The organism is Paenibacillus sp. 276b, assembly GCF_900107875.1.
Classification (GTDB): domain Bacteria; phylum Bacillota; class Bacilli; order Paenibacillales; family Paenibacillaceae; genus Paenibacillus; species Paenibacillus marchantiae.
The window spans coordinates 241149-254902 of record NZ_FNRR01000005.1; the positions used below are offsets into that span (position 1 = coordinate 241149).

10 protein-coding genes are annotated in these 13754 nt (G+C 51.1%); 6 read left to right on the plus strand and 4 right to left on the minus strand.

The features are described 5' to 3' along the window. Nucleotides 1–82: 82 nt before the first annotated feature. From BLV50_RS23275 to BLV50_RS23290, 4 genes are all read left to right on the plus strand, one after another. On the plus strand, nucleotides 83–3286 hold the full coding sequence (locus tag BLV50_RS23275) for a DEAD/DEAH box helicase (RefSeq protein ID WP_090810265.1): 3204 nt from the start codon (nucleotides 83–85) through the stop codon (nucleotides 3284–3286). 52 nt (nucleotides 3287–3338) lie between these two features. Then, nucleotides 3339–4157: a hypothetical protein gene (locus BLV50_RS23280; RefSeq protein ID WP_090810267.1), complete on the plus strand. Its 819-nt coding sequence runs from the start codon at nucleotides 3339–3341 to the stop codon at nucleotides 4155–4157. 319 nt (nucleotides 4158–4476) lie between these two features. Then, nucleotides 4477–5439: a M15 family metallopeptidase gene (locus tag BLV50_RS23285; protein WP_064642532.1), complete on the plus strand. Its 963-nt coding sequence runs from the start codon at nucleotides 4477–4479 to the stop codon at nucleotides 5437–5439. Nucleotides 5440–5661: 222 nt separating this feature from the next. Further along, a complete protein-coding gene (locus BLV50_RS23290) occupies nucleotides 5662–6084 on the plus strand; it encodes a RidA family protein (RefSeq protein WP_063568364.1) in 423 nt (140 codons plus the stop codon). Nucleotides 6085–6248: 164 nt separating this feature from the next. Here the strand turns inward: BLV50_RS23290 and BLV50_RS23295 are convergent, their stop codons facing one another. Then, nucleotides 6249–7310, minus strand: coding sequence for a copper amine oxidase N-terminal domain-containing protein (locus BLV50_RS23295; protein ID WP_218135421.1), 1062 nt, complete (start codon nucleotides 7308–7310; stop codon nucleotides 6249–6251). A gap of 295 nt (nucleotides 7311–7605) precedes the next feature. On the opposite strand from BLV50_RS23295, the gene BLV50_RS23300 reads away from it, so the two are divergent. Further along, complete coding sequence (locus BLV50_RS23300) at nucleotides 7606–8082, plus strand: GNAT family N-acetyltransferase (protein WP_072734885.1); 477 nt, start codon at nucleotides 7606–7608, stop codon at nucleotides 8080–8082. Between the two features lie 38 nt (nucleotides 8083–8120). Further along, nucleotides 8121–9191 (plus strand): Gfo/Idh/MocA family protein, encoded by a 1071-nt coding sequence (locus BLV50_RS23305; protein WP_090810271.1) that lies wholly within the window; start codon nucleotides 8121–8123, stop codon nucleotides 9189–9191. Between the two features lie 115 nt (nucleotides 9192–9306). On the opposite strand, the gene BLV50_RS23310 is transcribed toward BLV50_RS23305, so the two are convergent. The 3 genes from BLV50_RS23310 to BLV50_RS23320 all read right to left on the minus strand — a co-directional run bounded on the left by BLV50_RS23310 (nucleotide 9307) and on the right by BLV50_RS23320 (nucleotide 13665). Further along, on the minus strand, nucleotides 9307–10347 hold the full coding sequence (locus BLV50_RS23310; RefSeq protein ID WP_090810273.1) for a zinc-binding alcohol dehydrogenase family protein: 1041 nt from the start codon (nucleotides 10345–10347) through the stop codon (nucleotides 9307–9309). Between the two features lie 203 nt (nucleotides 10348–10550). Next, nucleotides 10551–10916 (minus strand): hypothetical protein, encoded by a 366-nt coding sequence (locus tag BLV50_RS23315; protein WP_256338031.1) that lies wholly within the window; start codon nucleotides 10914–10916, stop codon nucleotides 10551–10553. A gap of 85 nt (nucleotides 10917–11001) precedes the next feature. Next, on the minus strand, nucleotides 11002–13665 hold the full coding sequence (locus BLV50_RS23320; RefSeq protein ID WP_090810277.1) for a UvrD-helicase domain-containing protein: 2664 nt from the start codon (nucleotides 13663–13665) through the stop codon (nucleotides 11002–11004). Between the last annotated feature and the right edge of the window lie 89 nt (nucleotides 13666–13754).

A 13754-nucleotide genomic window follows, 5' to 3' on the forward strand; every position in this document is an offset into this window, starting at 1 on the left:
TTTTATCCGTAAAAGTTTTTAAATCCGAGCATTTTCGTATATGATGGAGAGTAACAATGCGAAGGGATGACGGGAGACTGTAATGATGCAATCGCTGTATGGAGTATGGCTTGGTGACGTATTTTTTTGTTTTTCCGGTGAAACATCGGAACCACGTGTGGATGCGTGGAGCCACGTGGTACGGAAGCTGAATTTTGGCGACGGGGGTCGTCTGTTTCAGCCTGCCGCTCTGCGTCTTGCGGAGCTTCGTTGGCCCAATCCGATGCGTAATGCCGCGGAAGCGAAGGGTACGAAGCGACGTCAATTGCTCGGACGGACGTTGGAAGGGCTCGCAATCTCGCCCAAAGATACATTCAAGCTGCTGCTCCATTGGGACGACAGTATATTGAATGCGGCAGGAATTGAGGCCGGAGAAGAGATTCGCTACTGGGTAAAAGCAGCACAGTTTACACAGGAACTGCTGCTGCGCGGAGAATTTGCTCCGTCCGCTGAGTTTGCGGCCAAGACGGGGGCGCGTCGTCGCACCGGACAGGAAACGCTGACAGGTGTATGGCGTCCACGTCTGTTGCAGGAAGCGGATGTAGAACGATTCCGGGAGTTGGCGGAATCTATGCCGCCGATCGGATTGTCTGCTCCCGGAGCATACGCATCTTCTGAACCGGAATCACGGGAGGAAGCGGGAGCGGCCGTATTATTCTCATTTATGAGTGGAATGATCCATGCGGTTGTCACGGGTGAGATGGAAAGCATGGACAGTGAGCTGTCTCGTTACCGCACGCCATTCCGGCGTGGGTCCTCTCCGGTAGCAGAGCTGTGGTGGAATAGTCTGATCTCGATGTTCCGCCCGGTGACGGTGCAGGGACCTACGGAGGAAATGGCAGAACTCATTGGAACGCTGCAAGAAGCTGGCGGTACAGCGAAACCCGTGGTAGGCAGTGAAGAAACGGCTCCTACGGAAGGTGAGTTGAAGCTGGTACTGCGGTTGGAACCGCCCTTAGGTGATCATGAATCATTGTGGGGGATTACCTTCTGGGCAGACAGTGTGCAGGAATCTGGCCTGAGATTGCCTGCACGTACGATCTGGGCACATCCGGAACGAGATCTGGACCGAGGCAAAGTACGTTATATTTCAGCTGCAGAACAGCTCCTGATGGCGCTGGGGCATGCATCAGAACTGGCACCGGAGCTGGAAACGGCGCTTCTTCATGCACGACCGGAAGGAATGAAGCTGGAACAGCAAGCCTTTTTTGAATTTTTGACCTATGCTGTGCCTCGTCTGCAGAAGGCGGGAGTAACGGTGTTAATGCCTTCCCGCTGGAGCCGTGCAGGGAAACGCCGCGCTGGACTGCGTCTGCAAATGCTCAATCGGGGAATAGAAAGACCGGTTGGGGCCCCGTCTGCACTGGGTATGGAGCAGCTGGTTGCCTTTAAGGCAGAACCGATGCTGGACGGCAAACCTGTTACGGCGGAGGAGCTGGCTGCCCTTGCAGAAGCAACGGTACCTTATGTGATGTTCCGCGGCGAATGGATTGAAGTGGATACAAAAGAGATTCGTCAGGTTCTGCGTTATATGAAAAAAGAAGAAGAACAATATATGCCACTCTCCGAATGGCTGCATCTGGCAGCGGAAGAAGGCGAAGATACGGCATGGAAGGGGCTTTCCGTCTTTGGTGCGGAATCCGAGGGGCTGCTATCCTTTTTGCTCGACGGACAGGTGCTCCGCAGTATTGAGCCTCGGCAGGTTCCGGCAGAGCTGCATGGCGAGTTGAGACCCTATCAAGAGCGCGGGTACCAATGGTTATCCGCCATGCGTGAGCTTGGGTTCGGAGTATGTCTTGCCGATGATATGGGACTGGGGAAAACGATTCAGGTTATTACCTGCCTGCTGGACTTGAAACATGAGGAACAGCAAGCCGCGGCGGAGGAAGCACGTGAGCACGAAGCGTTTATGGGGATGGAAGAAGAATCCGCGAACGTTGAACAGCCGCACGTGCATGATGCGCATCTGCCTGCACTTATTGTGTGCCCTACCTCGTTGCTTGGAAACTGGCAGCGTGAGCTGAAGCGGTTTGCCCCGAATCTGTCGTTATATATTCACCATGGCGGACAACGGTTGCACGGCAATGCCTTCCAGGCAGAAGCGCAGTCCCATGATATTGTGCTGACGACCTATCATCTGGCTGGCCGGGATGGCCCGGATCTGGCTTCGTTGCACTGGTCTACCGTTGTGCTGGATGAGGCGCAATATATTAAAAATTACCGTACAAAGCAAGCTCAAAGCGTCATGCGTCTGTCTACGCCGCATCGCATTGCGATGACGGGTACGCCAGTGGAGAATCGACTAAGCGAACTGTGGTCCATTTTCCAATTCCTCAATCCGGGGTATCTGGGTACGGCTTCTTCATTCCGCCAGCGCTATACCGGACTGGGACCATCCGAAGAAAATGCAGCTTCTTTGCGTGAGCTTCATCGGCTTGTATCGCCCTTTATGCTGCGTAGGCTGAAAAGTGATCCGGATATCCGTAAGGATCTGCCGGAGAAGCTTGAACTGAAATCCTATTGTTCCCTGACACCAGAGCAGACCGTTCTGTATCAGCGGGTGGTGGATGATCTGATGGGCGGATTGGATGGACGAAACGGTATCGCCCGTAAGGGAATTGTGTTGTCATCACTGACCAAGCTGAAGCAAATCTGTGATCATCCGGTGCTGGCGGACAGCAGCCGGAAGGAACATGGCAAGGCTGAAGCATCCGGAAAAATGGAACGTTTGCTGGAATTGGTGGATGCGATCCGTGACAACGGGGAATCTGCGCTGATTTTCACTCAGTATGTGGCGATGGGGGAACTGCTCGTATCCAGGCTTACACAAAGGTATGAGGAAGAACCGTATTTCCTGCATGGCGGCGTTTCGAAGTCGCAAAGGGATGATATGGTGGAAACTTTCCAAAAAGGGGAGGGCCCATCATTGTTTGTCCTGTCTCTTCGTGCCGGGGGTGTGGGCCTGAATCTAACGCGTGCCAGTCATGTCGTTCACTACGATCGCTGGTGGAATCCTGCGGTGGAGAATCAGGCGACAGACCGGGTATTCCGAATTGGGCAGAATCGAAACGTACAGGTGCATAAGCTGATCTGTCAGGGTACCCTGGAGGAACGGATTGATGAGCTGATTGAGAGTAAAAAGGCACTTTCTGAGCAAGTGGTCGGTTCTGGTGAGAACTGGTTGACCGAGATGTCGGATGATGAACTGCGCGGTCTGATCTCGCTTCAGGGCGAGACATGGCTGTAGGTTGCGAGATAAATAGTACATGCAAAATATAGTGACAGGAAGGGGGATTGTTGTGAGCGAAAAATGGAATGTGGAGCTGCATATGTCCCCCGGTGGATGGACAGCAGAAGTAAGTGCGGCGTCTGATGCAAGCAAAGAGGTATTAGCAGCCGCAGGCAAGACTGAATCAGCCGAAGGCTTGTTCACAGTAACAGGCACGCTGCAGCAGTTCAGTGAAGCTGAACGCGAGGCTGTGCTGGCACAGCTGCGCAAGCGTCCACTGGCGCTGTACGCGCTGCTGCGCGGCGGCCCTGCCCCGGCGGAGCTCGCCGGGCTGCTGCCCGCTGCGCCAAGCGAGGCAGAGCAGGGCACAGCCGCGGGCGGCTCGCTTAGCGCGGGCGGCGCAGCGACGTGCACCTGCGGCCGCACGGGCTGCGCGCATGCCTCGGCCGCTGAGCGCGCCGTTGCCGCGCGCTTCGCGGCTGAGCCGCTGCTGCAGCTGGCGCACGCCGGCCTGCCGCGCGAAGCGCTGCTCGCCGGCGTGCTGGGATCATGGGCGGAGGAACTCGCCCATGATCCCAGCGGCCCCGGCCGCGCAGCCGAAACGGCCGGCCGCCCGCAGGCGCGGGGCGGCGAAGGCGGCGCAGCCGTCGGCGAGTGGATCGCCGAGGCAGCCGCGGACGGCGCCATGCACCAGCCGGGGCCTGGTTTCGGCGCCGTGAAGGTGCGGCTGGCGCAGCCGGGGAAACCCCCGGCAACGCCGGAACTGGCGGCGCTGCTGCCAGGCGTGCCTGCCACCGCAGGGCTGGCATTGATCCGCGAGCGCGTAGCTGCGCGGATGTGGGAGGCTGTCCAAAAGAAGAAGAAGAAGGACAGCCCGGCAACCAAATGATGCATCATTCAGAGCGGGGGAGATCTTAGATCATCCCCCGCTTGTTTGTGATGTGCATCGGCATAATCCTTTTTATCCAAAATGGAAATATACATTTTTAATTCGCTTCTATGGCGTTGAACCTTGGGATAGGGCTCTAAAAGTCCAAAAAACGACCGTACAAGCTGTACACCCGGCATATCTTTAGGGTGACCTCCTCTCAAGGAGGTCTTTACCGGTGGAGCTTCGCTGCAATTTAAGGTATACTGTCGCAGGGGAAGACAAGCCCACATGCACGAATACTGCAATCATTATTACAATATGCGATAGGAGTTTTTACATGAAATTACGTACAGGACGACAGCGCCAAGTTGCGGTTATGCTGTCCTCACTTATGATATGCGGAGCTTTGTTATCCGCTTGCCAGGACGGTTCGGGCTCAGAGGAGAACCAGAATCTGAACGCAGCAGGAAGCGCACAGCAAGAGTCGGACGGTACCACGGTTCATTTGACTGAGGATACTGGCAAGGATGGCAGCAACACAGACAGCTCATCTTCGGACAATAACAATGATGATACGGATAGTGGTTCCGGCGATGCTTCAACTGGGGGAGAGGGTTCTTCTGACGCAGGCAATGGAGCCACATCAGAGGATCCCCTAATGGAGAAACGCAGCATTAGCGCGCTGCAAACGACGATTGATGCACAAGCGGTAGTGACCAATTCAGAAGCGATGACAGTGATCGTTAACAAACAGCGCAGCTTGCCAGAAGGATATGAGCCGGATGATCTGGTTGAGCCTAACGTACCTTTTTCCTTCGACGGGCCGCATGAAAAGCGCCATATGCGCAAGGAAGCTGCTGAGGCGTTGGAGAAGCTGTTCGCCGGTGCCAAAGCGGACGACATTGAGCTTCGTGCGGTATCTGGATATCGTTCTTATCAGCGTCAGGTTTCGATCTATAACAACAATGTCAAAACCAAAGGTAAAGAATACACGGATCGTGTAAGCTCTGTGCCAGGCCACAGCGAACATCAGACCGGACTAGCAATTGACGTTTCCAGTCCAAGTGTAGGCAATGCCATAGAAGAGGTGTTTGGCACATCGAAAGAAGGCCAGTGGTTGGCTGAGCATGCAGCAGAATATGGGTTCATCATCCGTTATCCAAAAGGTGAGGAAGGGATAACCGGCTATGTGTACGAGCCATGGCATATTCGCTATGTCGGCACTGATCTGGCTCCTGATGTTGTGAAAAGTGGACTGACACTTGAAGAATACTTTGATGAGGCTAATATCAAGCTGTAAGCCTGGTGCTTCATCTTTTGATTGAAGACTAGGATCTCAATTTCATAGAGCCCCTGAATGATTCACCCTTGTCCAAGGCACGGGAGATCACTTCAGGGGCTTTTTGGTTTGAGCTAAATTCAGTTATATCCTATTTTATTTGCTTGTTCAGCAGGTCGGCAGGCTGATATGATTCATGTTTAATCAGGAGTCCAAATCACATGTAAAGCGAGGGAAAGCAGAATGAACAGACAGCAAGTGTTTACCGGTTCTCCATGGGAGCCGCTTGTAGGATATTGCCGTGCCATTCGTGTTGGCAACCGAATTGAGGTTGCGGGTACTACAGCCATGCAGGACGGTGTTGTGGTTGGAGCAGGTGATCCATATGCACAGACGAGATTTATTTTGCAGACCATCGAAAATGCACTGAAAGAATTGGGAGCAGACATGTCTCATGTCGTGAGAACCCGCATGTTTGTTACCGACATTTCCCGTTGGGAAGAAGTGGGCAAGGCTCATGGTGAATTTTTTGGTCAGATCCAGCCTGTCGCCACGATGGTAGAGGTTAGTGCACTCATTGACCCTTTGCTGATGGTGGAGATTGAGGCAGAAGCGATTGTTGAAGCAGAAGCTGAAGTTGATGCCGAAATAACAATAACGGAATAGAGCTATTACGTACATATATATATAAATGCAGGATCGAGAAATAACCTTACCCCAACCTCCATGAAGGAGGAATCGTGGGATAAGGTTATTTCTGCATTAATATAGTGTGGTCTAGATCTGCTGTGCTCTACGCATAAAGAAGGCTAGCCTTCTTTTCTGGCAGCTTATTTCGCTTCAGGTTGATCGGCTGGTGTTTCGATTACTACTTTCCAAGCCGTTCCGATTGGAGGCAGGCTGCGAGTCAGGACGGGGCTATAGAAACCAATCACTTTGGCCCCTTTGGTCAGTTCCTCTGCTTTGATCGTTTCCCCTTGATGATTCACCAGTTCTGTATCTTTGCTAATGTTAAGAATAACATGGTCAGGTGCTGTCTCTGTCAGACGGGAGCCGGAGATCTCGATCTGAGTACCATTATCTTCTGTTGTTTTTACATTTTCAATCGTACCTGCTGTACCCAGAACTTCTTTTGGTTGTGCTTCGGATTCCGAAGCAGCAGTATCCAGTACAGTGACTTTGTAAGTAGGTGTTTGCGGCGGTAAACTGAGGGTTGCAATCTCTGAATGCTCAGCTTCCACGTTCATGCCAATAGTCAGATCAGTAAGCTTGATATCTTTGCCATCCGCGGATTTGAACACGGTATCTTCACCAACATAAAGGACGATACCATCTGTACCTGCACCGCCGATATGGATGGATTGATATTTGCCTTCACTGTTAATTCCCGTAATGACCCCACGCTCAGTAACAGTTTTCACTTCCTCTTTACTGGAGATGGTTACTTGGTTACCTTTTGTATTCACTTGTGCGTGCAGTACTTTATCTGCAAAAGAAGCGGGTACAAACAATGTACCATTTGTGATTTCAGGTGCTGTTCCCAGCTTAAGCAGCATTTTATTAACTGAATACTGGTCTTTGCCTGTGGTGACGAGTGTCCAGAGGGTACCTTTTGTCAGCTCAGCAGATTTGTTTTCTTTGTTCCATTTCAGTTCAATGCCAAGTGCTTCGGTGAGATCACGCAGCGCGATCATGGGTTCTTGACCATCTTTGTTCCAATAGCCGTCAGCCATCGGTGCCCCGTTCACAGATACTTTTACGGCTTCAGTTCCTTTGCTGTCGGCTGATACGGAAGTTGAATTGATGGGCTGAGTGCTGTCCAGGTTTGCAGCGTATGCGGCTCCCCCGCCCAGGGCCAAGGACAGGACCATCAGGGCACTAACCTTTTTCATGTTGTTGTTCATCGTTGATTTCATCCCTTCTCATCTTGGTTATGACGCGGTAAACTCCTATTAAGGCCACGTTCCAACCTTATAGACGGGACAACTTCGTCCAGTGTTGCACTTTGAGGTAATTAATGTGAGCAGCATGTTAGTCTATTATTTGAAAAACAGACCAATAGCCGGTTATAAGAAGCGGGATGCGGTTAAGGATCAATAAGTGGAAGATCGTGTGATTCAGATTTTGAATTAACCTAGGATTACATGGGGTTGTGGAGCATCCAAATATGAGGAGGGGGGCAATCATATGAGTGATATGTTGGTTGCGCTTTACCATTTGCCAGAGCAAGAGAGTGGACTGAAAAAGTTGGAGGAGTCCTCCATTGTCATCCGAAGAGCCATCGCACCAGAGAAGCAGGTTGTGCTGGATTGGGTGAGATCCCATTTTAGCCAGCCCTGGGTGGATGAATGTGATGTAGCTTTTGCACGTCAACCCGTGACTTGTTATATTGCGCTTGAGCATGGGAAAATGATCGGCTTCGCTTGTTATGAAGCAACGTGTCGTAATTTCTTTGGTCCAACAGGTGTTGGTCAGGAGGCACGGGGCAAAGGTGTCGGTACAGCGCTGCTGTTGGCCTGTATGCACGCCATGAAGACAGATGGTTACGCTTACGCGATTATTGGATCGGCGGGACCCGTTGATTTCTATGCTCAGACCTTGGGGGCCGTGAAGATCGAAAATTCAACACCAGGGATTTACAAAGGCATGCTCAGGGCAGACTAGACGATATTCATGTTCTGGAAAAGGAAGGGAGGAAGAAGATGAGTACTAGCAAAATGTTGCATATCGGCATGATTGGCACAGGCTCCATCTCGGATCTTCATATGAGGTGTTATGCCAAGAACGAGAATGCCGTCATTTACGCCATCTGTGACCTGAACGAACAGCGTGCAGCCGCGGCTGCTGAGAAGTATGATGCGCAATCCGTGTACACCGATTATCGCGAGATGCTGAAGGATCCGCATGTGGATGCCGTTAGTATCTGTACGTGGAATAATACGCATGCCGAATTTGCCATCGCTGCCCTGGAGGCAGGTAAACATGTGCTGCTTGAAAAACCGGTAGCCACCAATGTGGAAGATGCGCTGCGGATCGAAGAGGCTGTGAAGAAAAGCGGATGTACTTTTGTCGTGGGATTTGTGCGTCGTTATGATAACAATATGCAGATGATGCGTAGTTTCATTGATGCGGGTGAGTTTGGCGAATTGTATTATGCCAAAGCTTCTATCCTGCGTCGCTTGGGAAATCCCGGAGGATGGTTTGCGGACAAAAACCGTTCCGGCGGTGGCCCGCTTATTGATCTTGGTGTACATATTATCGACCAATGCTGGTATCTGATGGGCAAACCGAAACCTGTTTCGGTGAGTGGAAATACGTATCGAAAACTGGGCAATCGTGCCCATGTCGAGCATCTTTCTTTTTACAAAGCCGCAGATTACAGTTCTGCTGTCAACAATGTGGAGGATATGGCGAATGCGCTGATTCGCTTCGAGAATGGGGCTTCTTTGGCGGTAGATGTGAGCTTTACCCTGCATGCACGTGGGGAAGAATCTTCAGTCCGATTGTACGGCGAGCGTGGTGGGTTTGAGCTGGAGCCCGAGACGCTAATTGTCACCGAGAAACACAATACGATTCTGAACATTGAACCTCAGACTGACTATAAAGGTCTAGATATTCACGGCGCCTTCCAGAACCAGATTGATCACTTTGTGGATTGCTGTCTGAATGGTACCGAGCCCATCAGTCCCATTGCGGATGGTGTGGCTTCGACTCGGATGCTGAGCGGAATTTATGAGTCAGCCGAAAAAGGTCAAGAGATTCGTCTGGACTGATATAGAGATTGAATCTAACGTGATATTAAAGGGTGTTGTTTCTCTATCTTATCAATGGAGAGACAACACCCTTTGGTTAATTTATCGATCATAATCAGACAAAACGGATGTATGTTTACTTTTCAAACCCTTCTAACACGATTTTGCCAATTGCAGTGCCCGATTTGCTCTTTCTGTAGGCTTCCAGCAGGTTAGCTGCATTAATAGGTTTAATCCGCTCGGCCATCGTTGTATGAATCTTGCCAGCATCTACTAGATCTGCAATTTCATTAAGTAGAAGATGTTGTTCAATCATATCATCTGTCTGGAACATCGGACGGGTGAACATCATTTCCCAAACGAGTGTTACGCTTTTTGAGAATAACTTTTGAAGTTCGGCTGGTTTTTCGAAGGGTAGAATGGAGCAAATTTTCCCCTGCGGTAAAATAACTTCTGCCATCTCATCCATATGCTCATCTATATGATTTAGCACGAAAATATATTGTACACCAGCGAGTCCGAGATCTTTAAGTTGTGGTCCAAATGGTTGATGATGGTTGATCACGTGGTCTGCTCCGTTTGATTTTACCCAAGAGACTGATTCGGGACGAGAGGCAGTTGCTATAACTTTAAGTCCAGCCAACTTGGCTAATTGAGTAGCGATCGATCCGACGCCTCCCGCTGCCCCGATAATAAGCATACTGTTACCCTCATTATCCGATGCATTTCTGGAAATGCCTAAGCGTTCAAAAAAAGCTTCTCCTGCCGTAAGGCTTGTCAGAGGTAAAGCTGCCGCCTGGGCGAAATCCAGATTTTTTGGCTTTCTGCCGACAATCCGTTCATCTACTAAATGAAACTCACTGTGTCCGCCTGGGCGCATATTGCTCCCCGCATAATACACTTCGTCACCAACGTTGAACAAATTGCAATCGGAGCCGATGTCCACTACTATTCCCGCTACATCACGACCAGGCACGGTCAGGGATAAATCGTCCGGATGTTTGGAAAGATGCGATCTCCAATCCGTCGGATTGACAGACACCGCCTTCACCTCAACGAGTAAATCCTTTCCTGTAGGTTTTGGTTTCTCAACTTCTACCTCCTGAAATGGTGGTATGTCGGTCTCTAGCCCAGGCTCGTAATATCCTAACGCTTTCATCATGATTGGATTTCCCATCGCTATAGTTATCCCCTCGCATAAATAAGTTATATATAAAATATATAGTTTAATATCTAAAATAAACAGTAGTATTATTTTTGGTTTATAGTATCAATAATGATACTATTGGGGCTGAATTGTAAAAAAATAAAGACTCCCGTTACTCCTGAAGCAGGTCATTGGCCTGAATTCATCGGAGTGGAAGTCTTTGTGATAAGGGTTCATTTATTCAGCGGTGAGTTCTCATACCCCGGATCATCATAATCCGTATCTTGCAGCCGTGAAAGTACATTCATACTCTCAATCGCCTGCCGGGTATCCGGAGTGCCATGGTCGTAAAGAAACGTGTACAACAACGTCATGCCATCTGAGAATTGTTCTGTAGCCTCGTCATGATCAGCCGATTTGTAGGGTACCGGGGCCCGTTGCAATGTATAGGCATCTTCATCCTCCAGCACTTTCATCAGGTCTTTCAGCCGGTTTAGCTGTTCATCGTGCACCATGATTTCAAACGGTGTTGATTCGTTCTTGGTCTGTTCAATAAGATTATGGGTTACCGATACATAGTAATGCTTTTTGCCGTGCATAATCCAACCTCCATTCTAAAATGGAAAAAAGACGCTTCTACTGTTAATAAACAGCAGGAAGCGTCCTGAAACGAATGGCAATCGTTCATCTTCCGAACCGCCCGGTTACCGGAACCTTCCGTGTACCGGCCTCCATTGTGCCTGAACATAGCGGACAAGCCGGAGGACCAGAGACCGCCTTTTTGGATGGCTTGGCAGAAGCACCATCCGGTTTCTGGCGCAGCCACGCTTTGCAGGTGGAAGAACTGCACTTCCAGATCGCTACGGTTTCTGTACGTTCTGCACCTGAAGAATGCGACTCCGAACTGTTGGAGGACGAAGCTGCCTGATTCACACCCGTGGTGCTGAACGCCGTGTGATTGCGAATCACCCCGCTGCCGCGCCGCTCACTGAGACGATCCTCGTCTCGTTCATCGAGTACTTCAAAATCACGCCGATCACTTTGACGGATCGCGCTGCGCTGATCTGCACCACGCTGAACTGGACTCACTGCATCCCGTCCCTGCGGCCGCGAACCTGAACGGGCGTATGCTGCATTTCCATTTCTAGTTCTACTCTCATTGCCGTTAGCTTTACCATTCGTGTTCCCGTTCCCCTTCCAGTTGCTGCTACCGCTGCCGTATGACGCGTGATTGCCAGTCTGGCTTTCCTCGCGGTTTTTGCGTTTGTCTGGTACCTCCATGCCGAAGGCCTCCAGCAGAAAGCGGGAAACGTCTGCTGGCTTACCGTGATGACTGGCGGGAGAAGTGACGTATAAGTACTGTTTGGCTCGTGTGATTGCGACATAAGCGAGTCGTCGCTCTTCTTCCAGAGCCATGTCGAGTTCGGCATCCGTCTGCTGCACCGTAAGAGCAGCCTTCTGGTCTTCAGGGATATCCTGCCGCAGTGCCGTGCTGTGAGGCACGATTCCTTCGCTGGCGCCGATCCAGTATACACATGGGAATTCAAGTCCCTTGGCCCGGTGAATCGTCATCAGTTGGACTGCATCGCTGTCCTGTGAACGGCGCAGTGATTCCATCTCGCGGTGTCTGCGGGAGAGTTCATCGGCGAATTGGATGAACTCTTCAACGGTTTCGAATTTTTTGGCTGCAGCTTCGAATTCGTCCAGTGTCTCCAGCATCGTTTCCTTATAATGGGTAAAGATGCTTGGATCACCGCTTTCCATATACTTGTCGTAAAACTGGCGGCGCATCTCTTGGATCGCGATCACTGGTTTCAGCTTCGTCAGTGATTTGATCAGCTTGATGCGCTCCTTGACCTGTTCCTGCTGAAAAGGCTTCAGCTTGTCCCATTTGGCCAGATGAATGAGCGGATATTTCTTCGCTTGCTGCTCTTCACTGCGCTGAATCCACTCCAATCCGGCATCGCGGGATACATAGAGAGGCCCCAGCGCACTTGGCAGAGCATCTACAGCGCGTGGGTTCAGTGACAAGCGCATATGATCCATTAACGGTCGAATCAATGACTGGTCATAGAAGACCGGGGAAGCACCATGTTGTACAAATGGCACATCTTTCAACACAAGCTGCTCAAATATAGCCCGACTGCTGCTGGCTGTCCGGTGCAGGATCGCGATATCCCGATAGGTATGCAGACCTTCCTCGACTTGCTGACACAATTGGTTAACAACCCAAGCTGCTTCTTCCTCGGTATTGGAGGGGGTGGCAAACCGAGGCGCATCTCCACGATGCCCGGCTGCGCGCAGCCGCTTGTCACGTCTTCGTTTGTTCCGGGCAACCAATTCGCTGCCCAGTCCCAGAATACGCGCATCGCTGCGGTAATTAATATCCAGCGTCACGATGCGTGCACCGGGGTAAACTTTATCGAATTCCAAAATGGATTCCTGCCGTGCCCCATTAAACGTATAGATCGTCTGGTCATCGTCTCCCACAACCATCAGGTTGCGGTGGGCGGCAGCCAGTTTTTGTACAATTTCATATTGCAGACTATTCGTATCCTGGAACTCATCGACCATGATGTACTGAAAACGCTGCTGAAGCGGCCCCAGTACAGCAGGATCACGAAGCAGAGCGGCAGCTCGCAGCAAAATATCATCAAAATCCATTTTGTTGCGATCCCGCTTCCAGGCTTCATAACCAAGGAGAACACGTTTGGCATCCCGTTCCTCCTGTGATTTTTCGGGAAGATCGCTCGTCTCTGAACCTTGCATTTTCCAAGCGGACAGCATAGCCAGCAGACTCTCAGGCTGAAATGCCTCACTCATGCCATTCTGGCGCAGAAGCATCTTGAGTACCGTATGCTGCGCACGGGACTCACCAAAAATCTCCTCCTGCACGCCGTAATGACGCAGCAGCGTCAATGCGAACGAGTGGAATGTACGGGCCTGCACCGCTCGTGCGGCTGCGGGACGAATGCCAGGCAGCGATGCGATGCGGTCTTTCATCTCAGTGGCAGCTTTGTTCGTGAACGTCACCAGCAGGATGCTTCCCGCGTGAGCACCACTAACCTCCATCAGGTAGCCAGCTCGTGCAGCCAGTACGGTTGTTTTGCCGCAGCCAGCTCCTGCGAGAGTCAGCAGGGGTCCCTTGCCGTGGCGAACCGCTGAGATCTGGGGTCCGTTCAGACGGATGCCTACCTCTTCCAGAGAGCGGAAATAAGGCGCATCCCGTTCATCGCTGGCAACGAGCTGCCTACTGGTCTCCAGCGGAGCTGAAGGGGACTGGGGCAGTGATGCCGCCGGGGTAACCCCGAGCGGACGGGGGTAAAACGTTGAGTTCGGACTTAACATCATTCATCCACCTCTATATGCATTCAGGGATAGGACTATCCCGGCTTAAAAGTAATTCATTTGCCCTTTTCACAATCACATTGTAAATT